Source organism: Nicoliella sp. ESL1106, assembly GCF_058509965.1.
In genome coordinates, this window is the sequence record NZ_CP196340.1 from 1,349,662 (window position 1) to 1,375,215 (window position 25,554).

At 35.0% G+C, this 25,554-nt stretch carries 21 protein-coding genes, 2 tRNA genes and 1 other RNA gene; 10 read left to right on the forward strand and 14 right to left on the reverse strand.

Going from position 1 to position 25,554, the window contains the following annotated elements; genetic code table 11:
- Positions 1-7: 7 nt before the first annotated feature.
- The 5 genes from ACSVI6_RS05900 to ACSVI6_RS05920 all read right to left on the reverse strand — a co-directional run bounded on the left by ACSVI6_RS05900 (position 8) and on the right by ACSVI6_RS05920 (position 5,780).
- Positions 8-1,000 carry a serine hydrolase domain-containing protein gene (locus tag ACSVI6_RS05900; RefSeq protein WP_491720625.1) on the reverse strand — a complete coding sequence of 331 codons (993 nt, stop codon included), beginning with the start codon at positions 998-1,000 and terminating at the stop codon, positions 8-10.
- A 12-nt stretch (positions 1,001-1,012) separates the two neighbouring features.
- Complete coding sequence (locus ACSVI6_RS05905; RefSeq protein ID WP_491719646.1) at positions 1,013-1,870, reverse strand: VOC family protein; 858 nt, start codon at positions 1,868-1,870, stop codon at positions 1,013-1,015.
- Positions 1,871-1,960: 90 nt separating this feature from the next.
- Positions 1,961-3,784, reverse strand: coding sequence for an ABC transporter ATP-binding protein (locus ACSVI6_RS05910; protein ID WP_491719647.1), 1,824 nt, complete (start codon positions 3,782-3,784; stop codon positions 1,961-1,963).
- Positions 3,771-5,513: an ABC transporter ATP-binding protein gene (locus tag ACSVI6_RS05915; RefSeq protein WP_491719648.1), complete on the reverse strand. Its 1,743-nt coding sequence runs from the start codon at positions 5,511-5,513 to the stop codon at positions 3,771-3,773. The genes ACSVI6_RS05910 and ACSVI6_RS05915 overlap by 14 nt, the downstream gene beginning before the upstream one ends.
- Positions 5,514-5,708: 195 nt before the next feature.
- A tRNA-Gln gene (locus ACSVI6_RS05920) sits at positions 5,709-5,780 on the reverse strand.
- A gap of 119 nt (positions 5,781-5,899) precedes the next feature.
- Between ACSVI6_RS05920 and ACSVI6_RS05925 the strand changes: the two genes are divergently transcribed.
- The 5 genes from ACSVI6_RS05925 (at position 5,900) to ACSVI6_RS05945 (ending at position 10,002) form a co-directional block, all read left to right on the forward strand.
- A tRNA-Glu gene (locus ACSVI6_RS05925) sits at positions 5,900-5,973 on the forward strand.
- A 151-nt stretch (positions 5,974-6,124) separates the two neighbouring features.
- Positions 6,125-6,592, forward strand: coding sequence for a hypothetical protein (locus ACSVI6_RS05930; protein ID WP_491719649.1), 468 nt, complete (start codon positions 6,125-6,127; stop codon positions 6,590-6,592).
- Between the two features lie 224 nt (positions 6,593-6,816).
- Entirely contained in the window at positions 6,817-7,656 is an 840-nt protein-coding gene (locus ACSVI6_RS05935; RefSeq protein WP_491720626.1) for a CAP domain-containing protein, read from the forward strand.
- 286 nt (positions 7,657-7,942) lie between these two features.
- On the forward strand, positions 7,943-8,587 hold the full coding sequence (locus tag ACSVI6_RS05940) for a YoaK family protein (RefSeq protein WP_491720627.1): 645 nt from the start codon (positions 7,943-7,945) through the stop codon (positions 8,585-8,587).
- 83 nt (positions 8,588-8,670) lie between these two features.
- Complete coding sequence (locus ACSVI6_RS05945) at positions 8,671-10,002, forward strand: MFS transporter (RefSeq protein ID WP_491720628.1); 1,332 nt, start codon at positions 8,671-8,673, stop codon at positions 10,000-10,002.
- A 77-nt stretch (positions 10,003-10,079) separates the two neighbouring features.
- Here the strand turns inward: ACSVI6_RS05945 and ACSVI6_RS05950 are convergent, their stop codons facing one another.
- Entirely contained in the window at positions 10,080-10,772 is a 693-nt protein-coding gene (locus ACSVI6_RS05950; RefSeq protein ID WP_491716534.1) for a C39 family peptidase, read from the reverse strand.
- Positions 10,773-10,919: 147 nt separating this feature from the next.
- Between ACSVI6_RS05950 and ssrA the strand changes: the two genes are divergently transcribed.
- Positions 10,920-11,294: a transfer-messenger RNA gene (ssrA, locus tag ACSVI6_RS05955) on the forward strand.
- A gap of 307 nt (positions 11,295-11,601) precedes the next feature.
- On the opposite strand, the gene ACSVI6_RS05960 is transcribed toward ssrA, so the two are convergent.
- Positions 11,602-12,744, reverse strand: a complete 1,143-nt coding sequence (locus tag ACSVI6_RS05960; protein WP_491720629.1) for a restriction endonuclease subunit S — start codon at positions 12,742-12,744, stop codon at positions 11,602-11,604.
- 778 nt (positions 12,745-13,522) lie between these two features.
- On the opposite strand from ACSVI6_RS05960, the gene ACSVI6_RS05965 reads away from it, so the two are divergent.
- Complete coding sequence (locus ACSVI6_RS05965; protein ID WP_491719653.1) at positions 13,523-13,969, forward strand: hypothetical protein; 447 nt, start codon at positions 13,523-13,525, stop codon at positions 13,967-13,969.
- Between the two features lie 185 nt (positions 13,970-14,154).
- Here ACSVI6_RS05965 and ACSVI6_RS05970 read toward each other — a convergent pair whose 3' ends face one another.
- Positions 14,155-14,730, reverse strand: a complete 576-nt coding sequence (locus ACSVI6_RS05970; protein WP_491719654.1) for a hypothetical protein — start codon at positions 14,728-14,730, stop codon at positions 14,155-14,157.
- 335 nt (positions 14,731-15,065) lie between these two features.
- Between ACSVI6_RS05970 and ACSVI6_RS05975 the strand changes: the two genes are divergently transcribed.
- On the forward strand, positions 15,066-15,206 hold the full coding sequence (locus ACSVI6_RS05975) for a hypothetical protein (protein WP_491716537.1): 141 nt from the start codon (positions 15,066-15,068) through the stop codon (positions 15,204-15,206).
- 56 nt (positions 15,207-15,262) lie between these two features.
- Here ACSVI6_RS05975 and ACSVI6_RS05980 read toward each other — a convergent pair whose 3' ends face one another.
- On the reverse strand, positions 15,263-16,234 hold the full coding sequence (locus ACSVI6_RS05980; protein ID WP_491719655.1) for an Abi family protein: 972 nt from the start codon (positions 16,232-16,234) through the stop codon (positions 15,263-15,265).
- Positions 16,235-16,532: 298 nt separating this feature from the next.
- On the opposite strand from ACSVI6_RS05980, the gene ACSVI6_RS05985 reads away from it, so the two are divergent.
- Positions 16,533-17,105 (forward strand): hypothetical protein, encoded by a 573-nt coding sequence (locus ACSVI6_RS05985; protein ID WP_491720630.1) that lies wholly within the window; start codon positions 16,533-16,535, stop codon positions 17,103-17,105.
- Positions 17,106-17,493: 388 nt separating this feature from the next.
- Positions 17,494-18,981 carry a reverse transcriptase/maturase family protein gene (locus tag ACSVI6_RS05990; RefSeq protein ID WP_491720631.1) on the forward strand — a complete coding sequence of 496 codons (1,488 nt, stop codon included), beginning with the start codon at positions 17,494-17,496 and terminating at the stop codon, positions 18,979-18,981.
- An 81-nt stretch (positions 18,982-19,062) separates the two neighbouring features.
- Here ACSVI6_RS05990 and ACSVI6_RS05995 read toward each other — a convergent pair whose 3' ends face one another.
- The 5 genes from ACSVI6_RS05995 to ACSVI6_RS06015 all read right to left on the reverse strand — a co-directional run bounded on the left by ACSVI6_RS05995 (position 19,063) and on the right by ACSVI6_RS06015 (position 25,531).
- Entirely contained in the window at positions 19,063-20,703 is a 1,641-nt protein-coding gene (locus ACSVI6_RS05995) for a UvrD-helicase domain-containing protein (RefSeq protein ID WP_491716541.1), read from the reverse strand.
- Positions 20,704-20,811: 108 nt separating this feature from the next.
- Positions 20,812-22,470, reverse strand: coding sequence for a hypothetical protein (locus ACSVI6_RS06000; protein ID WP_491716542.1), 1,659 nt, complete (start codon positions 22,468-22,470; stop codon positions 20,812-20,814).
- On the reverse strand, positions 22,460-24,337 hold the full coding sequence (locus tag ACSVI6_RS06005; protein WP_491720632.1) for an McrB family protein: 1,878 nt from the start codon (positions 24,335-24,337) through the stop codon (positions 22,460-22,462). Before ACSVI6_RS06005 ends, ACSVI6_RS06000 begins: the two co-directional genes overlap by 11 nt.
- A gap of 168 nt (positions 24,338-24,505) precedes the next feature.
- A complete protein-coding gene (locus ACSVI6_RS06010; RefSeq protein WP_491716544.1) occupies positions 24,506-25,048 on the reverse strand; it encodes a hypothetical protein in 543 nt (180 codons plus the stop codon).
- Positions 25,049-25,168: 120 nt separating this feature from the next.
- Entirely contained in the window at positions 25,169-25,531 is a 363-nt protein-coding gene (locus ACSVI6_RS06015; RefSeq protein ID WP_491720633.1) for a hypothetical protein, read from the reverse strand.
- Positions 25,532-25,554: the final 23 nt, after the last annotated feature.

Consider the following 25,554-nt stretch of genomic DNA (forward strand, 5'->3'; position numbering starts at 1 on the left):
GGTCTTTTTAGTTAAGGTTTAAAAATGAATCAATAATCTGATTGCGCTTAGCAATAAATGGTTCATTCGGCGCATTGGGATGAATGCGGTTGGTTAATAAGATCAATGCTTGATCGTTCACCGCATCAATAACCATGGCGGTGCCAGTATAGCCAGTTTGCCAAATATAATCAGTCTTAAAATGATCAACAGCCCAACCATATGAACGACCCAATTTTCCATTAATCGTATGGTCACTATACAGACTATTAATCGTTGTTGGGCTTAAAATGCGGCCAGTCGGATGTAGCATCTCATCAGTAAATTTAATCAAATCCCCCATCGTAGTGAACAATCCTGCTGAACCACAATCAGCCCCTAACACGCTTGCCTTAGGATCATCGACTCGTCCTTGCAGCACCACATCGTTAGCTAGCACTTCGGTTGCAACGCATTCAGACGGTGTGGGGGTAAACGTAGAATGTTTCATCGCTAATGGTTTAAAAACCCGATCGACAGCTAATTGCTGAATTGGCGCTCCTAGGATTCGACTTGCAATCCAACCTAAAAAGATAAAGTTAACATCAGCATAGACCATTTTATGATTTAAATTAGGTCCAACGTGTAACTGACTTAACAATGCATTAGTCAATTCCGCTTTATTTAATTGATTGCGATTTGGAATATAACCCTCAATTCCAGAAGTATGCGTCAATAAATTAAAAATCTTAACTTCAGGAAATTGCCACTCGGGCAAATAGGCGCTAACTGAATCTTGTAGTCCCAAGCGATCTTCTTCTATCAACTGTAAAATTACGGGAAGCGTTGCTACCACCTTGGTTAATGAAGCAACATCATATGTTAACCCCCGCTTTAGTTGAATCGACTTAGGAATCCATTGACGATCGCCATAGACAGCATCGCACCATTTATGACCATCATAAAATGCGTATGCTGCCCCTGGAACCGTACGATCATCGACTAATTTATGGATAAGGGCAACCGTTGAATCAAATTTCATCAACGTCACCTTCTACCAAACAGAAAAAGTTAAATTAATTTGGTTTGGATCGTTAATAAATAGTAGATGATCAACTTGGTCATAGTGAACCCCACCATCAATCGACTCGATCTGGTGGTAGAGGCCATCAACATCATTGCTACGAATCATCTTAAAGCTAATGTAGTCGATTCCTAAACCTTCGTAATCATGGTCAGCAACATCAGGTTTTTCAGTTAAAACGATTTGTTGAGAATGATCATTGGGGAGGACCAACGTCTTAGTATCCTTTCGATCGGTAGGTAAGATATCCATTCCGACCGATGCTTGATAAAAAGCTAGCGCCTTTTCAATACTACTAATCCCTAGCTCAATCCAAGATAGTTCGGCATCATCTGGAATGCGTTTGAGACGGGTATCTTCATCACGCAAAAAGCGATTCACTGGAATCGTATCTTCTTCTTCATGATGCCATTGAATCGAATGGTCATCAACCAAGGTCACCCCATTAATTTCAGCGTATAAAATAATGTGATTTCCTTCTGGGTCTGTTAATTCAATCCATTCAAAGTTATGGTTATATTGAATTGGCGATAACTTCACTCCCAAGTTTTTAACGTGTAATAGCAATTGCTTCAAGCTCTTGCTAGAGGGAAATTTAAATGCAAATCGATCAACATTTGCGGCATTATGTTCCTTAACTGGATTATCAACCTTCCTAAGAGTCAACGAAACCTGGTGTTCATTGGTTCCTAAATAGGCAATATTTTCAGTTCTTTTAACTGATGTTAATCCGACGATTTGAGTATAAAAATCAATCATCGAATCCAAATCACTCACACGAAGTGCAATCAATTTGATTTTAGATCCTGCAGGCAATTGATATTTCATTATGTAATCCACCATCCCTTTTTTACTATTATAACGATTTTGCACACATAAATAAAAAAGAACGACCATAAGTCATTCTTTCTTTAATAATTATTCAACTTTAAGATCATTGCCAGAGAATTGAGCGTTATATAAATCAGCGTAAAAACCGCCAGCTGCCAATAATTGGTCATGATTACCAGTTTCGATAATGTGTCCATGTGCCATGACCACGATCTTATCAGAATTTTGAATCGTAGAAAGTCGATGGGCAACCACAAAACTAGTCCGCCCCTTGATCAACTTATCCATTGCATGTTGAATTAACATTTCAGTTCTAGTATCAACTGAACTGGTTGCTTCATCCAGAATCAATATTTCTGGATTAGCAATGAATGCTCGCGCAATCGTTATTAACTGGCGTTGCCCTTGTGAAATATTAGAAGCACTTTCGTTCAAAATCGTATCATAGCCATCAGGTAATTTACGAATAAATTCATCGGCATGGGCTTCGCGTGAAGCTTTATAGACATCTGCGTCAGTGGCATTTGCATTTCCATATTTAATATTATCAAAAATCGTTCCTGTAAATAACCACGTATCTTGAAGTACCATCGCAATGTGAGAACGCAATGACGGCCGCGGCATCCGTTGGGTATCCAAGCCATCCATTCTAATGGCCCCACCATCAACATCATAAAAACGTTCTAATAGGTTAATGATGGTCGTTTTACCAGCCCCGGTCGGTCCTACAATCGCAACACTAGAACCCTTCGGCACATCTAAATTAAAACCTTCAATTAACGGAACGTTAGGATCATAACTAAAATCAACATCTGAAAATTGAATCTTATCCCCATTATCAACTTTATTCTGGTGTTTTGTATCTGAGGGTTTCATTTCAGATTCATCTAGCACCTCAAAAATCCGTTCAGCAGAAGCAATGGTCGATTGAATCGTATTGGTAATATTGGCTAATGATGTAATCGGTTGGGAAAACATATCGGTATATTGTAAAAACGCCTGAACGTTCCCAATCGTAACGGAACCAGAGATCACTTGAACTGCACCGATAATCGCAACAAAAACGTAGTCTAAGTTCTTGATGAAGTTCATCATTGGAAACATAAAACTAGAGATGAATTGCGCCTTCCAAGCAGATTTATAGTAGGCCTCATTTTGTTCTTCAAAGTTTTGAATCGCCTCGTCTTCACGATTAAACGTTTTAACAACGTTGTGACCAGCAAAGTTTTCTTCTACCTGGCCATTCACTAACCCCAAGTGTTTTTGTTGAGCACTAAAGTAGCGTTGTGAACGTGGCGCTAAGAAGCCCACGGAAAGTAAACTTAATGGCACCGTGATCAACGCACCCAGCGTCAACTGCCAACTAATCGTTAGCATCATCACAACTACCCCAATGATCATCACAATGCTGTTGATCAATTGACTTAAGTTCGATTGCAGCATCGTTGAGATATTATCCATATCATTCACAGCCCGCGACATGATATCACCATGCGAGTGTTGATCATAGTAGGATACTGGTAATCTTTTCATCTTTGCTTTGAGGTCTTTTCTTAGCTTGTAAACTACTTTTTGTGAAATTGAGGCCATGATGCGTTGGACCCCAACGTTTAAAATTCCAGAAACTAGGAATAAAGTCCCAGTTAAAATTAAGATTTTAACGATTGCACCAAAATTGATGGCCAACAAGCCATTACTGGTCTTAATCCCCTTTGCAACCCCATTAAAGATGATGGTAGTAGCTTCACCTAATAATTTAGGAGTAATGATATCCAAAAGAACGAACAAAATCGTCATTATAAAAACACCAATTAGACTAATTCGCCATGGCTTAAGATATTTAATTAATCTGAAGGTCGACTGCCAAAAGTTCTGGGCCTTACGAGGTTTCTTAAAATTATTTCTTGGCATTCGATTCACCTCCTGACTTAATCTGAGAACTTACAATTGATTGATAAGTATCATTATTAGCTAACAATTGCTTATGGGTACCTTGGCCAACCACCTTACCGTCATCTAGGACAATGATTTCATCGGCATTCGCAATCGTTGAAACCCGTTGGGCAACAATGACTGAAATTGCATTCTGGATTTGTGAATCCGTCTTCAACCCTGCTCTTAAATTAGCATCGGTCTTAAAATCTAAGGCGGAGAAAGAATCATCGAACACATAAATCTGCGCTTTTTTGATAATGGTTCTAGCAATCGCTAAACGTTGCTTTTGCCCACCAGAGAAATTCTCACCATTTTGTTCTACCTTGGTATCAAGCCCATCTTCAGCCTTGATGAAATCAGATGCTTGAGCAACATCTAACGCATGCCAAATTTCATCATCGCTAGCATGTTCATTACCGAACTGCATGTTGCTTCTAACGGTCCCCTTAAATAAAACCGCCTTTTGTTGCGTAATTGAAACTAACTTGTGCAATTCATGTTGCGTCATTTTATTAATGGCTAATCCATCAATCTTAATGGTCCCCTTTTCAGGTTCGATCAGGCGCGGAATTAAATTGACTAAGGTGGATTTACCAGAACCAGTCCCCCCAATGATCGCTAACGTCTGTCCAGAATGGACCTTAAATGAAACTCCAGATAATGCACACTCTTCAGCATGTTCATAACGATAACTCACATCATCAAATTCTAAAGTTGCTTGACCACTTTCATTTGGTTGAATCGGCTGAGCAGGATCAGTGATTGTATTTTCCTGCTCCAATACTTCATTAATCCGAGCTGCTGAAGCAGATGCCCTTGGTAAAAAGACAAAGACAAATGATAGCATGGTGAAACTGATTAAAATTTGTGTCGAATAGCTCATGAACGCTACTAGGTTTCCAACTGCAAAGGATTGACCAGCAATCAATTGACTACCGAACCAAATAATTCCAATGTTCGTAAAATTCAATATCACGGTAAGAAGCGGAAACAACATTGCGGTTAAACGATAAACCTTTAACCCCGTATTCATATAATTATGATTATAGTGATCAAAACGCTCTTGTTCATAATCATCGCGGTTAAACGCCCGAATTACCCGCACTCCCGTCAAGCCCTCGCGAAAAGCAAGGTTCAAATCATCAGTCTTATCTTGAATACTCTTAAATAATGGAATTGCTTGATGCATAATTAAGTAAATAACAACCACCAAAATAATCAACGAGATTAGAAAAATGATCGTTAACTTAGGGCTCATTGTAAATGCCAAAATAATGGCCGTGATCAACATAAGCGGTGACATGATCATCATTCTAAGCATATTGACCATTACGTTTTGAATTTGCACCACGTCATTAGTGGCCCGCGTAATTAATGAAGAATCACCAAAACGACCCAGGTCTTGTTCAGAAAAATAAATTACCTTCCGATAAATTGCAGAACGAATTTTTTTACCCATCAATTGCGATTGGGTAGCTGCAAAATAAATATTACCAGCTGCCGCAGCTACGGATAAGATCGAAAGGAAAAACATTATGGTCCCTTGACCAATAATGTAATTTATATCATGTTTTGCGATTCCTTGGTTAATTATCCCAGCGGTCAAAGTAGGTAAATATAAGAAGGTTATTACTTGAACAACCATAAATAAAACAGCCCCGAGGGCTGCCCACTTGTTTAAAAAGCGCTTTGCAAGCTTTATCATTTCATCACTACTTTCTAATAATATATAAACATAGGATTATAAGAGACATCAAAATAATAATTATAGATGGTTTACTTTCAAAAGGAAAGTAAATTGACACAAAATATAATAGAGCAATTGTCAATCCTTCAAAAGCAACTATTAAAAAGCAAAATAAGCCGCTGCATCCTATAAATACAGCGACTTAATAACCGATTGGGTATACTGGAATCGAACCAGTAAATTAAGGATTCAGAGTCCTCTGCCTTACCGTTTGGCGAATACCCAATAATTGTTACCTAACTATAATAACGGTTTTTAAAAAATCTGTCAAACCAAAATCTAGCTAACAATACTTAATTGACAAGTTTTAGGGATTAATCTATACTAATTGGTGTTCTAGTTTTTGCCCGCTGGTCAAACTGGTTTAAGACGTCGCCCTCTCAAGGCGGAGTTACGGGTTCGATTCCCGTGCGGGTGATATGCAAAGCCACTTCTGATCAGAAGTGGCTTTTTTGATTTCATTTCACTATGTTTTTATTAAATCACCATGATTAGAATTGACATTCAAATCTAAAACCAATATTCTGAAAATTAATGAATTATCGTTTTAGTTAAGGGAGATTTTAATAATGAAAAAAGGACTATTGATAGGAGTCGCCTCACTGACTTTACTATTAGCTGCTTGTGGGAAAGCTTCCGATCAGTCAGGGTCAACAATGGTAAAATATTCACACATTGATACCACTCAATATAAACCAATTAACAAAAGTATCTCAGTTAAAAAATTAAAGGCATTAAAACCGAACAACACCATTTACTTCCACAAAAAATACTCAATTAAGGGTGAAATTGTGAAGGTCGGTAAGAAATTCCAAGGCAGCGCTACGTTTGTCATTAAAGATTCCAAAACTAACTTGACCTATGCTTCCGTCACTAGTGGTACCAAGACTTTTGATGGATTTAAAGTCGGGGATAAAGCAACGTTTGCAATTAATGGGTTAACTAGAATCGCAAAGACAAATAACTTAAATGGCATTACCACTAAGGAAAACCCGAGTCGGCTAAGTACCGTGACGATTAAGATTGGTAAATACTAGTTCCAAGCTAAAATTGAATATTAAATAGCGTTTGAAAGACTGAGATCAATATAATGTGAGCTCAGTTTTTTATTTCAACCCTTTTTAATTAAATCGTTCAATTAATGCTATAATATTCATGGTTACATAATTCAAAAAAATCAGATGGGAATGAACTTATTATTAACTTTAAGACAAAATCAATCGCAATTATAACCGTAGTCATTACCATATTCACTTTTGGTATGACTGAAGCCGGCGTTCATGCTGATAATAATCCGTTAGCAGGCCAATCATCGGACACTATTAACCTCGTATTAAATGATTTTAATGCTAACGTTACAGATCGTTATAAAGTATTTGATCCCAATCCATATCTAAGTAATTCTAACTATCCTAACGGGACCAAGGTGATTTATCAATTTGCCAGTACTAATTTGCAATTTACCCAATTCCCCACTGGTGAGACATCAACTGATTATGGTGTCCAAAAAGTTAAAGATATGACCAAGGGAACCATCGTTGATGGACAAATGAGTGACTGGGGCATTAAATACTATCTGGTCAAATTTAAAAAGGCCAAGTTATTATACTGGGTCTTAGCTGCTGATTTAATGTTGCAAAAGCCCAGCGGAAGCATCCAGAGAACGTTCAATACTGATAGTAATCAAAACGTGGCTTTAAACTATGTTAATTATTTGAGATATCAAAATGGCAAAGATCCCCTAACTTGGAATAGCCACCTTTATACATTAGCTAAGAAGCGTAACAACGAGTTACACAACGAATACGTCAAAAATGGTGAAATTACCCACTATAATTCAGACGGTACTTGGAAAGTTGACTCGCTGCGCGAAAAACTAGGCTGGTCAGATTACATCCTTGGAGAAAATATTCAAATATTAAGCTCAACGGATAGTCCAGCAACCACCACGATTAATCTAATTAATGAATATATGTACAATGATGCTGTTGGTGAAAAATGGGGCCACCGCAAAAACATCTTAAATAGTAACGCAACGCAAATGGCGATGGCTACCAAGTATATTCATGGTAATTACTACAACACGATGTTATTTGAATAATGTTCAAATTGCTAAATAGCGATGCCATTTGCAATCGATGGAATAACTAGGGTTGCTAAGGATAACAACAGTTCTTCCTTGCATTTAATAACAATTTCTTTTAAGAATAAAAGCGGTTTCCGATAGACCCGTTAACGTCTAGTGAATGAATTTTTTATTTCATTCGGGTTTGCACCGCGGGGAAGATCGTCCAAATTATAATCTATTTGGGCGGTCTTTTTTTATTCAGGGAAAGTAATTTGTTAAGCGATTTAATCTAACATTAGTTCCAAACGGAGGGCAAAATATGAAAAATTATAAAAGTTATGAAGGGCTACTAATTGGCATGCTCTTAGCAATGGTTAGCGGTAGTATCGATAGCTATACGTTTTTAGACCACGGCGGTGTGTTTGCAGGATTACAAACTGGGAATAATATTTTATTGGGGATTAGTTTAAGCCAACTTCAATTTGGTAAATCCTTGCAATATATTATCTCAATTCTGTTCTTTGCCCTAGGCATATTGATCGTTAAATTAATTCAACACCAAATTGAACAGGAAAGTACCCGCAAGCGAGTGATCATCATTTATGAAATGATGATCTTATTAATTTCAGGCAGCTTGGCGAAGCTGCTCCCCGACATGCTTATCGTTGGCCTACTAGCCATCGCAGCCTCAGCTCAATTACAAGAGTTTAAAATATTAAAGGGCAATAGCTTTAATCCACTAATGATGACGGGCAACGTTAGCAAAACAATGAATAACCTATACGAAACTTTAAAGAATAAAGATCCAAAGCCCCGCGGCATTTTATTCGATACGTTAATAATCATGTTCAGTTTTATTCTGGGAGCGCTATTAATGGGCGTGGTTAATAACTTTGCGAATGTTTTTTCAATTTTAGCCGCAATCCTACCATTATTAGTTGTTTTGTTTTCGATCAAGGAATAGGGCTGAATTCTCCAGAACATTTGACTTACAGCTAACTATAAGTTTTATCATAATCCTAATAATTAATTAGGGGTTGAATAATTTTGAAAACAATTAAAAGTTTTGGCATTATCTTACCAATTGTTTTGATTAGCTACTTTATAATCATACTAGATATTTCCGTTGTCTTTACTAGCACCGTCAATATATCTAGAGAGCTTCACATGAATTCACAATCTGTAACTTGGATTACTAACATCTACTCGTTGATGTTTGGTAGCCTGCTTCTTTTAGGCGGGCGCCTCGGCGATATTTATGGTAGAAAACGCATTTTTTTAACAGGTCTAACCATATTTAGCACTAGTTCATTTTTAGTGGGAATATCAACAACTAGTGGAATATTAATCACCATGAGAGCATTTCAGGGAATTGGTGCCGCAATATTAGCTCCCACGTCACTTGCGTTGATCCTTGATAACTACAACGGCGATAAGCAGGCCAAAGCAATTGCCTATTATGGAATTACAGCAGGATTGGGAACCAGTGTAGGCCTAGTAATTGGTGGAATTATTGCCACATTCACCTCTTGGCGTCTGGGCTTTTTTATTAACGTGCCAATCGGCATCATTCTCTTCATCATTACCATTTTATTTGTTCCTAGCAAAGCCCCCAATTCAAGGGGAAAATTAGATTACTTAGGCTCAGTATTATCATTTTTAGGCTTTTTAGCAATCGTATATAGTATTGATGGTAGTAATTACCAACTACCTTCTGGAATTATTGGCGTATTGCTCATCGTTATTTTTATAATCAGGGAATTCAAAACCAACCACCCCATTATGCCGCTCAAACTATTTCAAGATCCAGAAAGAGTTTCCGCATATATATCCAGATTTTTCTACATTGGTGTAATGATTTGTTATTTCTTCATCATTCCACGAGTAATGCAGTTTTACTATGGATATACACCATTAATTGCTGCATTTTGCTACATGCCAGAAACAATCGCTCAGTTTATTTTTGGATCAGTGCAATCTAAAATGGCAAGTCGATTTAAGAATTCTACGATTTTATTTTTAGGGATGTTCGTCACGTTTACCGGGGTTTTATTAACCGCATTAATTAATTTAAAATATGGCTATTGGATTAGCGTTGGTTTCCCAATGATTGTTATTGGAATTGGTCAAGGACTATCCTTTGGTCCACTAACCACGGCTGGAGTTGCTAACACTAGCCCCAACATTGCTGGAGCAGCTTCAGGAACCCTCAATGTTTTTCATCAAATTGGTAGCTCCGTTATTCTATCAGTCGTGATTTCGGTCACTGCTAGCTACCGTCCCATTTTAAATGCATATCAACACCAAACCATTTTAATGAGTATTCTAATGGTCATTCCGTTGATAATGGTTTGGAATATTTATCGAATCCATAAGTAGGAACCTCGTTTAAAAATTAAAAGCTTCTCCGATCTTAATTAATCGAAGAAGCTTCTAATTGTTTCATAAACATTATTTTAGTAACTAATCGCCAGATAGCCAGCCGCTTTCCAACGTTTAACTAGTGCTTTTTTCGTCATGGTGTGCACCCCACCCGTTCGCGGATCAATATAGAAAAATAACTTTTTATTAAAGCCCGTCAACAAAATTGCCGAATTGTCAGCATTTTTACTTCCTGACACCCATAATATAATGGGCCGTTCCCGACGCAGATGATTCCGCAACCGCCGTAATTTTTTATTAGATAAATTTTTAAAGGACCCTGTGCGTTCAACAATAATCGTAAAAAGGTCTGATGGCATTGGATAATCCATTTGAGAATTACTAAATAAACTATCCAATTCATCGACGCTAAAATCACTACCTGAGTATTGAAACAACATTAAAACGGCCGCTAAGTAACTATCTTGAATCGTATCAGATTTTTGTTCAACCGCAGTAACTGCTAACCGCCGATAATTCTCGCGAACACTCTTTAGCGGTAACCATCCTGAGACAGAATCGTTACTAAAAAAGTACCAAGCATGCTTATTGAAATAGCCAAACCTGGTTACCTTAAACTCATTCTTCAAAGAATGCTTAGGTAGCTTTACTTTATTAACCTTAACTTGATGTTCTAATTCGGGAACGAACCAGTCTGCCATTGGCGAACGCTTTAATTTAATATAAAAAGCATGCGTCTTCTCGCTGGCAATCGTAGTCGATTTCAATTACTTCACCCCATTAAAATTTTGACGCCTAGTATTTTTATTATATCGTAATTTCAGATTTAAGTGGGACATTTTATAATTTGATAATAAAAGCTTATCATTTTGACATTGTTATAAATTATGCTAAGATATTATGAGTACTATATCGGGGTCGTTATGGATTCGACGGGTATAGGTTGAGCCTGAATTGCGCTCCGTGGCATCGACCACGTTAAAAACGCTCAGTTTTCTATTATAACTGCAAACAATAATACAAACAACTACGCCGTAGCTGCCTAAACAGTATGCTCAGCGTGATCCGTCTAGCCTCGTCCATGGGTTAGTGCCGGGTCCTAAATTAAGTGGACTTACGCTAATTGCTCACACCTGAAGTAATTAGAAGAGACTAATCAGGTTAGCTAGCCATGTCTGCCTTGGAATGCGGCGTTTTGACTAGTGAACGCGCAAATAGTATCCCTATGAACGTAGATATTCGGGTGGCAATATGCTCGGACGCGGGTTCGACTCCCGCCGACTCCATTTGTCATTAAAGGCCTGTTATAATAGCGTAAGATAAACGTTATTATAGCGGGCTTTTTGCTTGGTTTGGTATCTATACGTTACATTTAAATAAGACGTTTTGGTAGTCATTTTGGTAGTCATTGGTAGTCATTTTGGTAGTCAAAACAATTAAACAGTATTCGGGATTAGGGGGGGATGTAAAGGCCATTCAGTAAAATGAATGGTCTTTTATTGTGGTCACTCACACGCTGTCAGCAGTCAAGTTCATTTAAATAGGTAGATAATTGGTAATAAAAAGACACCTAGCATTAACTGGGTGTCTTAGTCGTTATATAAACATCTTTTGTAGATAGCCTACCTTTAGTTGCTTAAGTTTTGTTAGCTTGGCTGCTTGTAGTTCAATTTGATGATCTAAGGTGCTGAATAGCTGCCCTATCTTTTGTTGCTCTTGGATACTGGGGATTTTTATTTTAGTGTTTTGTACCACTGAAATATAGTGTCTTGCGTGTCCTTCCTGTATTAAAGGTGTGTTTCTTAGCAGTTCATAATCAAATGATAAAACAGAATCTTTAGATTGTAATATCTTTATAGCTGAAGACTTAACCATAAATTTAAATTTAACTAGCTTACTATCTAATGTAAAATCATCAAAAATAATGCAATTTTCATCATGAGTATTTTTTTCGTTGGTATATCCTAAAATAAAAGACTTGTTAGCAGTTAAAACTGGCGTTCCACTATCTAAATACTTATCACTTTTTACAGTGTATTTTGTTGGTTGCTGATAACTAAAAATATCCTTAAAAGTACAATTTTTCCATTCATCCCGAAAACCCTTAAATCTAAGTTCTGGTATGCTATTGCCCTGCTTAGTAAATAACTTTTGTAAATAGCCCTTTTTAAGCTGTTTAAGGTGGTTTACTTTATCAGTTTGCAAGTTAATTAGCTGATCTAACTTAGTGAAGAATTGGCCTATTTTTTGTTGTTCTTTTAATTTAGGTTTTAAAAAAATTATTTTATTAATATCATTATTAGAAATATTTCTTTGTGCACCCCTAGTTTTTATTGAAGATATTAAATTACTAATTTGAGAACTATTGACTAAACTAAAGATAAAATAATTATCATTATTATGATTAGTTTGAAAATATCCTATTCTTTGGTTTTGATAGTATTTTTTGTTATCTTTAATAATTGCTACTTTACCAGATGACATTCCAGAAAGTGTAATTAAGATGCTGTTCTTTAACAAAACAAAATCATTAAATTTAATATTTTCGCATACATACACAAATTCACCACCAATTACTTTTGACTGAAGAACATTTAAAACTTTAACCAAAGGAATCCCGCAAGAAATTATTTCATCACTTTTAAATGCATAACCGTTTCTTACAGGTGCAGTATTTTTAAAATTGCTTTCCTGCCACTCATCCCCGAACTCCCTAAATCTCAACTTAGGCACTACCATACTCCATCACTCCTAATTTTATGTATAGGTTAATTCTAACTGGTTTACGCCACTTAATAAAGTAGTTTCTAGGAATGCACCTAACTTACAAGCCCCCCTTATTGATCTAGCTCAATAATTGCCACGGTCATAATAAAATAGTAACCGTTCACGGCTACTCTTTGAGTTGTTTTTCACGTTGTAAGATTAAATGTTTTAAGCAAGCTAAATCAGCTAGGTTAGCATATTTAATAATGTAAACTTTAGCACGGGAACGGTAATTAATTTTTTTTCAGCTTTCGAATAAAATTAAGCAAACCAATACCAGAATGACAACAACCAAATGGCTATTCTGGCAACAATCTTTTATGAATTTTCCGAATGCTTATGATGAAATTCAAATGGCTGGAATTTAAAAAGTTTTTGGATAATTTTAGCATTTAGAACTTAGCCACTGTTAAACAAAAATTCATGTTGCATCACAAAACACTAACGATTGATCCAAAATTTGAAGGCAATCTACTTAGTGAGTGCCAAGGAATTGAAGCGACGGCGGAGTATCGTTCTAATATCCCTATCATCCATTACCTTCAACGTTGATGATAACAAATGCAAGTCCAAACATAGAAACCCACTTCCACCATCAACATTAATCCTAATTAATTTATCAACAAAAAATAATTAATTAATACAACTATTCAAATATCAAAACTAGGTTAAATTTATAGTATTATAAACTATAAATTGTTATAATTAATTTTGGAAATAGATTTACAAAATTTACATAGGAGTGATTTTAATGAATTTAAAAAAGTTATTATTAACATCATTAGTTTTCGTAACTTTTGGAAGCGTAACTTCAGCTACAGTAAATGCTGATTCATGGAAAAGTGGAACTCCAAGCGAATTTAAAGGAACTTGGGTTGCATCTAAACATAACGCTGTTGATAAAAGCGAAGCTAAGTACGGTAAGTACTACCGTACTTCATTTACCATTAGTAAGGATAATTTTACTATTGGAAACCTTTACTATGGGGCAAACAAAAAGTATAAGACTTCCCAATCTGTAACAGGTGCTGATCCAAAATATAAAGTAACCAATGGGACCTACTACATTGAAGCAAACTATAATAACTCCAAGGAAGAGGTCTTTACTTTTAAGAAGCAAGGATCAGGTATTAAAGCAAAGGGATTTGGTACTTTTTACCTATCTAAGTCAACTCCAAAAACTTTGAACGCAAAATAGCATTTAATATTATCAATTTTAAAATAGTCTTCGATAACTAAATTGTATTTATCGAAGGCTATTTTTTATTTCTAAAATAACTTACCAATCTAAACAGCTTTAAATTTATCATTCCACAAAAAAAGATTGCTAAATTAGCAATCTTTTTCACTTTATATAAAAGTATATGCCACTACAAATTAAAATTAACTGAAGGATTTGTTTAACCGTTTAATTAGTTCTTGATAGGTTAATGGGTCTGGATGATCATCGAAGTCCAGATTAATAACTTGTTGCTTATCATAAATGATGTCAGAATTTTGACTATTCAGTATCCCTTCGACGGCCTTCATCGCATTATCTAATTTCTTAATCTCTGGATTAGTTTCAAATTGATCATAATCATCAATTCGTTGATCATAACCATAGTCAGGACATTCTGACATTGATTTTAAAGTGCCATTCAACGTTTTATACATACTAACATTTTGGTAGTACCTAAAAACCGAAGTCGCAGCAACTGAAACCACCCGACTCGTTCTAAATCCTGGTATAACATCGATCTGGTTCAAAATGCGATTCCAGATTTTGTTATTATCCAAATAATTATCAGGTACCGTATAATCATCGGAAATTTCAGAATATAAAACCATTGCACTGGGGTGTTCCTCAGCATTCTTAGATATTAAAGTAAGGGCCTTGAGAAAACTAAACTTATCGTCGAAACTACCGTCCATCATAAAGATGTTTCTTTGCAACTGAGCTGCGCATAATTTTTCCATACCTTTACTTCCCTTCAATTATTAATTTGTGGTGCAAGGGCTAATGAGCGAATCGAACGCTCACGAGTTCACCAGAATTAGCTAACTGGATATAAAAAACCAGATATTCGATCGACTATCTGGTTACTGAATTGATATTTCTGAAAAGACAGGAACATAATTCTACCCCTAAACAAATAAAGTGTCAATGGCCCCCATAAAATCGATAAAAACAAGCTTAAATCAGGTTCCTAGAGACACAAAAAATTATCTGTCTCTAATGGGGCTTATTTAACAATCTACTATTTCTTTATGATAAAATGAACTTGGTCAAAAAATAATAGGGGTGTGTCATTATGAATGATAGAAAAAATTTAAATGCTGTTAACAACAATCAAGAAGAGAATGGCCTTGATGATTTTGAAAAAATCATCAAAGCGACTAAAATAGAATTATATTTAGATTCGATTAAAAATCAAGCAGGAATTGGGATTTAATCATCATTAAAAAAATAATAGTAACTGATTTCGATCTTCAATCGAGATCAGTTTTTTTATTGGGGAAGTGTATCTTGTTCTTGCCAATTTGGTGGAAATCCTAACGAATCTAAAATACAATTAATATCAATTGAATCCAGCTTATTAGATAGGGTTCTAAAGCGCTTCCTAATCGTATTATTCAGCGTTGCATATTCCACCCTACTTAAGAAACACTGCATACTAATAAAGGTCGAAAAAGTCTTTCTTCTTTGCATATCCTTTGTAATTCCGTATTGATTATGTAAGAAGGGAAAATAAACAGAATCGGAACGACAGGTAAACCCAATCAAACGGTTATTGTGTGCACAAACATTTCTAATTTCATGAATATTTTTGATAAAGGAGAGCATACATTTGGGTGTAAATTGATCATTAAAATCATGATTGTTCGTAAGAATAAAATCACTTAAATCCAGCGCAATCTTATTTTGCATATTTTTGTTCAAACCCTTGATCAGATTATATAACGTTCCAAAATCCAAAAATTCAACTAACACCCATGTAGGGACATCGTCATATGCATGAACATAATGATAGATTGCATTATTTTTATACCTGGCGTTATTACTGATCACACGAGTTAGTCTGGAAAGTGTATATCCCATTTCCAAAGTTTGGGCGTGATCATAAAAATTAATGTTCAAATAGGGGTACCTAATTTTCTGGTGTTCTTCAGAGAATCGATATGAAAAAATTGATCTTAAATGATGTTCAACGTTAATAATACTGTTAAATAAAGTTTGTTTGATTTTCTTATCAAAAAAGTAAAGATTACACACTTCATCGAACGTAGCATTCGATAAATAAAGATCATCATGTGAGCTCGGATCCTTTTGAAAATACTTGCTATAGCCATTAATAATGTCATAGTAATTATTAGTCAATAAATATTTAAAGGCCCGTTCCTCATCATTAATCACTAGCCCACGACTTTTAAGCAACTCAATTTGTTCATCAATCGCTAGAAAATATTTGTGATTTGCCAATCTTACCCACCCCTTAAACAAAAAAGCCCCTTCATCAAGAAGATGAAAGGACTTTTAGCGTAATAGGCTCCGTAGAGTATCTACCACTCATTCTTGACTACAATTATATCCGTTTTTTTATAAATGTCAATCAATTGCTTATCTCAGATATTTATTCCTATATCTTTAATAATACTATAAAATAAATATTATGCAATTTTAGTTATTTTATAATCACATCCAAATAATCTATCTATTTAAATTAATATTATTATTATGGTATAATTATGATATAAAAATCGTTATTGGAGATGGTTAAATGAAAAAGCAAATTTTGTCCTTATCAGCTTTAATTACATTAACATTTGGTGGATTCGTGGCAGTAAATAGCTTTAATCTTGTGCCCAACGAAATTACCGTGCATGCCGAACATGCAGGACTACCATTGCAAGGAGCTCATGGTGTCGTTTCATTTAAATATACCCCCGGTTATGGATACAATGATCCCAAAGCAGGGCAAACCGTAAAGTTTTCGTCTCAAGCCCAGGTCAACAAAGCACTCAATTCGGCCCCCGCTCGCAATGAATCTGATCCAAGCAAGAACATCGGATTTAACATTGATTCTAATAATTTTATTTGGTATCGTAACTACTCCACTAATGAGGATAAGGATACGATTGCCCATTCATTCCAAGAGTTCTTCACGCTTTTCAATAAGGAAAAAACCGATCCCAAGTTAATCAAATATGATAATGAATCCAAAAAACTATTCAAACAAATCCAACGCTTAAAAAAGCAAAAGGCAAGTAAAACTAAAATCAATAAATTACAAAATAAGCTCAACAAGTTATATTCTCAACTTGAAAAATACGTTCAATCAATCGAAAATTAATTAAAATATTGCAACAAATTAGGATGCTTGATTTCGATTTCAATTAGCTGTATATTAAACATACTTAACGCAATGGCATTTTCCAGCAATGCTAGTTTACTACCAAGTATGAAGCGTTAAACTCAGACAATTCGTAAGTTCGTTATGTCGATGTCTATCTATAATGAAAACTAATTTAGAACGGAGGGAATCTTTCCTTCCCGGGTAGCTTAATTGATTATCGGAGCTCTCCTTGCTGGAATTATAATTAAATCGTTGATTATATTTGTGACAGAGCGTTAGACACAGTTAACTGCTTATTACGATTCTATCCGTCGTATGTTAACTGATGATTTCCGGTGGACCCGCATTTTGTGGGTCTTTTTTTATTTGCTAGGAGTGAAATGATATGGATGAAGAAAAAGTACTTAGTAACGTCATCAACAAGCGCTATAAACACTTTGATCGTAATTTAAGTCCTAAAAACGCTAAACGGTTCTTCGATTCCGTTGTAACCAACAAAGACAAAATTGCTAGTTATCGATTCCACCCCTTGATTTTAAAATATAAGGAAAGCAAGATTTATCATCGGGCCAAACATCAATTCAAGGGGTACGTAAAATCTAAGAAACGCCCTATTTCATTGGTTGCTCACCACGATGAGCTAGTTTATTCATACTACGCTAATGAACTAAGTGCAAAGTACGAAGATTACATTAATGATTTAGGGCTATTCAAAGTTCCGACTGCATATCGTAAATTCCTTAAGGGATCTAATATCACTGCTGCCAAGGAAGTTTTTGATGAAGTCATCACATTAAAAGATTGTTGGATCATTAAGGGTGATTTTAAAAGCTTCTTTAACAATATTAGACATAAAAAATTAGCCACGGCCCTTTGTAAGGTGCTAAAAGTCAATGCTTTACCATCTGACTGGAAACGAGTTTTTAAATCGATCACTGCATATCGATACGTAAATGAATCTGAAATCAGCCCCGCGCTTAAGCGACTTGGGTTAAATCGTAATCAAGCTCCATATTACACAAAAAGCCACCGTGAACTTGGTAATTTGATTCATTCGGGTCAATTAAAAGTCAATGGCCCCAATTCAGTGGGCATCCCTCAAGGAACTGCAATCAGTGCCATCCTCGCAAATGTATACATGATTGAATTTGATAAGCAAATAAATCAATTAGTTGCCAAAAACAACGGTATGTATCGCAGATACTCAGATGATTTCGTAATTGTTATCCCTAAGTTAGCAGACCAAAAAGAAGTTGATATTCATGATTTTATCAATTTGGTTAAGTCTATTTGTACTACTGAAACAAAGTTAACGATCGAAACGAACAAGACGAAGGTCTTTAATTATGATGCCGTTGATGGGACTAAGCGATTATTCAATAACGAATTCCATCAAGCATGGTTTGACTACCTTGGCTTTTTATTTAACGGTAAAGTGGTTACAATGAGGCCTAAATCAGTTTATAAATTCCATTATAAAAGTAAGAAAATGTTGCGTCATATCCGTAGATTGCAGGTTGATAAGTATAAATTTGATAACCATAAAAGTTTTTATTGGAATATTAACTATCGGATGGTCTGGGATCAAAATGAACGGGTAATCCGCTCAAAATCTGATTTTCATAAGCAACTAACTAGTGAGCATATCAACCAAAATAAACAAAAATTAGCACATTGCATCCCACAAAAGAAAATCGCCACTAAAATGTACCTCACCCACAAAAGATATGGTGAAAAGTACTCAATGGCTGGCTACGCTAAAAGAGCCCAACGGATCATGATCCGTAATAACAATCAGTATCAAGTGAAAATATGGCAACCCATTAGTGATCAAATCACTAAAAATCAAAATTATCGAAAAGATAACTTTTAGCAAAAATCCTAGTTCCAGCAATTAAGCGGAACTAGGATTTTTAGATTGATTCGAAATTATCAATAATTGAGTGCAATTTCATTAAATGAATCGAATGGAACCATCTGAACAAATATCTTGCAATAAATTAGCAGTTTTTGGATTTTTATAAACTAACATTAGAATTTTTTCAGCTCTGGTAATTGAAACATACTGTTGAGCATAAAAAATATTGGCTTCCTCATCGTTCATTAAATCATAGTTAACGGTTCCATCAGAATCGACAATTTCTTCACGGTTAATATCGGCATCCATAGAATCAAAACAATAAACAATAACATTTGGGAATTGCAATCCCTTTATCCTTTTCATGGATAAAACAAAAACTTTATTATTACCATTGTCTTCATCATAAGAACTGCTGTATGATATGAACTTTCCATCCAGTAGTTCGATTATTTTTTTACGATCATCCTTACTGCGATACGTTATCAATATATTTTCGTCATTTTTTAAAGCCATTTTAACCATTCTAATCACCATTTCGTCGTCATCATTCACAGCAAATACTGGATGACCATTTTGATTAGAGGATAAATCTGGTTCGATGAATGCTGAATCAGTTTCCCGATATGAATCGGATTCAACATCAAAAGAGTAGTACAACTTACAATAATCTAGTAAGTCTTTTCCAACCTTTGAAATCTGATACGTGTTCCGATAATTATGCTTGATGCGATGACTATTACCACGGTTAATTTGAAGTCCCAAGCTCTTCCATGACATCCGTCGACCGTAAATGTTTTGGGAAAGGTCTCCCAGTAATGTAAAGTAAGTGTGCCCATTAGTTTTCCGCAAATAACTTAATGCATCGAACATCGCTGGTGAAAGGTCTTGCACCTCATCAACAATGATATAATCATATTTTTGACTTTCGGGAATCTGAATATACTTTACTAACCGATAAACATCGGAATAGCTAAATATCCTAGATTCACCATTCGAATTACGATAAGCATCACGTTTTTGATAGTATTTGTGGTAAATATCATATACTAATTTTCGTTGATTACCACCTTTTTTACCAAGGTTAAAAGAGCTCCGCCCTACCCTACTTACTTGTAAGTAACTTTCTTCATCATTGTATGCAATTTCATTATCCTGCATCCATTTGATTTCATCTTTAATCGCCTTTTTAACATCATCTAGGCTTAGGTTATCTTTTTTCCAAATGTTATTATCAGGATTATCAAGATAGGCTTCATTTACAAGGCCATTAATAATCTTATTATTTATTGTTTCCGCAATTGCAGTTGCTTTGCGACTAACATCATGATTGGCGGCACATTGATTATCAGCGTAGTATCGATTAGCGGACACTAAATAGTCATACTCATGCTTATTTAATAACTTTAATTCTTCTTTCGGAGAACAACTATTTACGATATCCCTAAAGTATGTATAGACCGTATTAACATCAATATTATCTTCACCATTAGCAATCTGATTAATATTATTCTTGATAAATGAATGGATTGCATTATTAAAAGTTAAGATCAGGACTTTTTGTTTGTCAAAAAATAAACTGTCAATATCGGCTAAGAGGTCAACTGCACGATATATAGCAATCACCGTTTTACCACCACCAGCGACCCCTAATATAATTTGATCTTGATTTTTATTAGAAGCTAATGCTTCAATTTGTTCTGAATGTAATTGTTCCCTGGCGGGTAGTTGCCCCATTAAAAACACCCCTCTTAATTAATAATTTTCCGAAAATATTTATAGTAATTATACATCATTAATAAATTAATAATCAACGATATCTAAGTACACTACTTAACCAACTAATTACCTGTTTAATAAGGATAATCCAATTATTAAGGTGTTGATTTGCGTCTCGATAAATGAGCGTAAATTTTGATTGTCGTCACCAGGAATTGTTAAAACTGGTTCAATTCCATTCAACATACTAGTGGTCTCTGCAACGGGATTGATTATCCCAACTTTACTAATAATCCTAAATAGATTTATTGGTAAATTTTTTGGATATCGATCCGATTTAAAAATAACCGAACTATTAACCTTGTAATAATAATCTAGTAACTGTTCGCGAACACCTTTATTATCTTGGGCGTATTTATCGTTTTTATCATATTTTAAGATGTTTTCCATTGCTCGATATTTAGTATCCATAATAAAGCTACCTACAAAAACATTATCCACGTCAAAAAGATCCACTCTAATGTCGGGTTTGTAGTGGATACTATCAATCCAAATATATTTACTAGAAACTTTATTATATTTTTGCTTCTTTTTGTTAAATGGACTAAGCATTACATCGTTGTAAACAACTACAGCGGTAATATCAAATGACTGACCTGCCAACTGAATTGTTTTAGCCATTTTAACCTGGGTTTCTTTCGGCAAACCTAGTCGAATGTTCTTAATTTTTGTTAGCTGATCAGCTAAGCTCCACCCCGAGACATCCCGAAACCCTAGTTGGTTCAGTGCCAATAATGTTCTGATGTAGCCCCAATATTCATATAGATCATAGCTACTCCTTTTTGCTAGTGCAAAATGATTAGACTTAGCGGCTAATGTAATTTGGGATTGGCTTAGTTCGATCAACTGATTTAAAAAATTACTAATAAAGCGATAGCTATAGTTAATCTGATGTGGTTGCCCATTAATTTGAACATCACTAACGGAACTCATCCATGAGTTGCTCAAAAAGTCATTAATCAAATCGCAGTAACCACTAATCAAAGTGTAAGTGTTCTTATTAAAGTGTTCATTTAAAATCATACATATCTGTCGTAAATTCGCCTTCAAGGCTTGATTAGTGCGATTATTGAAGTTAACGGTGTTGTTTTGAATAAAATAATTTTGATTTCCGTGGCGATTCATCATCCTTAAGGACCGATTATCCAGACGCCCCCGTAATGAATGGCTCCAATTATATTGACGTAATAGATCAATATGCGGATGTTTGCGTAAATCAACCAATACATTTTGAAAAATAGCGAAATTTTGATCTAAAAATCGGGCTAAATCATCCAATGCAGTTATATATCTAACCCGTGATTTGCGATCGATCGCCGTTTTAGATAAATCCTTAAAAGCCCGCTCAATATCAATCACCATTTGATTGTATCGTTTGTCAGCATCAAAAAACTTACTATCTATTTTTAACCAAGCGTAGCCAATTTGTTCCCCATTAGTAACCATCATCTTATAGTAGCCTTTTAAATAAGCATCCTTATTCAATTTATTATCATAAAGTGGGATTTCCAGGTCTTGATCAATATAGTAACGCCCGTTTTTGGCGCGTTTTTTATCAATTCCATCGATATTTTCAAGGCCTTCTAAATAAAAGCGTTCGTCTTTGCCAATCTTTACGCTTAGGTAGGTATAGGTATTCTCCTTGGCTATCACCACGTTATCACCCGCAGGGGTAAATCCTATCAAATCACCATGGCCTGGCTTTAAGACAACCCTAGTTTGCAAATCCAATCACCTTTATCTCTCTTAATTTTTGTGTTAATTGCTGTTTCGTTACACTAAAATCTGAAATATCTGCGTATTTATTAAATAGGTTGATCAGATTATTATTATCCAACAATGGTGCTAACATCTGTCTATTCCCACGAATCTTAGGTAAGATTCTTTGGGCGATTTGATAGTCAAATGCAACCCTGGTATCAAAACCGTAGTTATCATTATTGTATGCATTAACATTCGACATAAATACCCTGATGTTATTAATGGTTCGCCAGCTAAACCCGACCGTAGGCATTGCTTTATTAATTGCATCGTATAGTTCATCAAAAAAATTCAAGTAGTTCATTTCAAATGTAAATTGATCATTATGAATCATCTTTTGATAAGTATCAAAAGAGATTTCTTCAGTTCGAACTGCTTTTTTAGCTGGTAAGTTATCCAATTCTGTAAATGGAACCCTTGATAACTTAATTAAGTTAGCCCGATCTAAGACCTTATCTGACAATTCAAAGGTCGATTCATCAATATTAATGGTTCCAATAAACCGAACGTTATCTGAAATAAAGACTTCATGAGGATACACATCACTATTGGTAATCATCGATTGTTCATTAGAATTATAGAGCTTAATTTTACGCTCATTAGGATCTCTTTCTATGGCTGATAGAAACTGTGCAAAGTAATGTTCAACCTTGGAAAGGTTCATTTCATCCAACACGATCAAATATATTTTGTTGGGGTTTCTATTCGCTGCAATTAAGGTATCCGCAATTCCTGAAGCACTCGGTCTATAAATATTTTTAACAACATCAACATAGCCAAGTAGGTCTGAATCACTCTGCCATTCTGGAATTACTGAAACCAAATTAAATTGATCATCATTTTTAATCCCCATTGCATCAGCATATGCCGTTGCAATCTTAGATTTTCCAGAGCCACTAAGACCAGCTAAGATGGTTAATGGAAAGCTTTTAACGGAGTTATGAAAGTTAGCGATATCTTGCTCATTAAATAAAAACGAATATTTATGGTCTAAAACGTCTACAAAGTGGGCTAAGATCGCATCACCCTTAGTGTTCAATAGTTCTTGATTATATTCATTATTGACTACTGCGGATTGATCAATTGTTTTTTGAGCAACTTGATGTTGATAACTATTACTAGGGACGAAAAAGGCATCACATGAATTGTTTAGTGAAGAAAATAAGCCATCCGAAATAGGCGTAGCTTGATAATTAGCATTTGAATCTAAATCATATAGTTCATAATTATCATTAATTTTAAATTGCCCGTTAATCGAAAAGTAGTTATTACCATCACGCCAAATTAACCCATCAACGTTTACTTGATCATCAATCTTTAAATATGAATCGATTTTAATTGGTTTACGGGCGTTAAGTAAACTTAAGAGATTATTAACGTCATTAATGTCTTTAACAGAATTAGGGTTTAACACTAACGATGCAGCATTGAAATCAAGCTTCCCATTATCATTAATAACCGCAATCAAAGAATTATTAGAATTAAAATCATTGATCCCATTACTAAAATCCATATCAATAATGAAAGCTTTACCACTACACCTACTTATCAATTCGTTTTCAAATTTATGTGATTTTTTCTTATCACTAAAATAATCGTTATTAAAAATTTTGCGTTCTTTAAGTAATGCATTTAAATTGAGTCCGCCTACCTTAGTATCAAGATCTTTAATTGAAGTAAACTTTAAATATATATACGGCTTCAATTTACTATGGTACTGCTTATCAAGCATTCCCTTATAGACTAATCTAATTACTGTCTCAACATTACTACTAGTAGGTATATAATTAATAAAAACATTTTCTACTTTCGCAACTGCTTCATGTGCCATTATCATTCTCTCCCTAATAGTTGTTTGAATTTTTTATGTAAACAAGTATTTTTAATAATCATATTATAATGTTAATATCTAATCAATTGATTTTATATTTATTAATCATTTCAAAATTAACATTAAAAAGAGGGTTACTTGGAAAAAATCCAAGTAACCCCCTATTTTTTACATCAATACGTTTGAATTCGCTGATTTTTGATTTGAATACTTCTTAGCTAACTGTTTAGTTTGATAGTATGTTCCTGAATCAACGTTCGATTGCATCGATCTGATTGATAACGTCTTATGCTTATTGACAGTTTGAACCTTAAAATAGCTGCCTGAGCCATATTGTTGATCCCAATCATAAGTCTCTAGCCAGCCACCAGTTTGCCAGGCATAAATCCAATTTTCCTGATCCTTGGTAACCTTTTTAGCATCATGTTGTTTATAAGCATGTAATGTAATCTTAGCATTCGTTTTGCCGTTATTCGTTACGGTCAGTTGATTCTTAGTCAGTTTTACAGCCGTATAACCAGTCTTTTTATTGTATGAATACCAAGTCGTCTGCATTGCCTTTGGAAAAGTCTTTACGTACTTTTTAGTTTCTGCAGTCGTATTGGTCGTGGATGAAGAATTTGAAGTTGCAGCATTTACCGCAGTAACACCAGTGCCCAACAATAACAAACTAGCTGATAAAGTAGTAAACACCATTTTTCTTAATTTCATAATCTATCTCCTTTAGTTTCAAGCTAAATGTTAGTTTACACGAATTCAACGCTAAAGCAACAATATGATATCAATCCTTAATCATTAATTTCCAAACAGCAATCAAATAAAGGGACGAATTTAGTCAACGAACCCCTTTGATTTTACGGTGAAATAATACCGCTGCCCGCCACTAATCGCAAAGTTATCATCCTCATTATCGCTTAAATAAATATCATAATTTTCAATAAATCGATGTGCTAAAGTTGCAATTGCTTCGTTAGTAGCGACCCCAAATAAGTCTTTATCCTCTTCAAATGGTTGATTGACCACATCATCGTGACGATATTTCTTTCCAAGATAAACACTAGCTAAACCCTGGTAAAAAGCAGCAGATAGCAAATCTTCTTGACTAGTGGCAAAGCTAGTTAAATGCCCGTCAAAGCGTTTTAGGTCAATCAAATAATATTTATATGCATCAGCAGTGACTTTCTGTAAATTCATTTGCATCCCCCCATGGTTTTAAA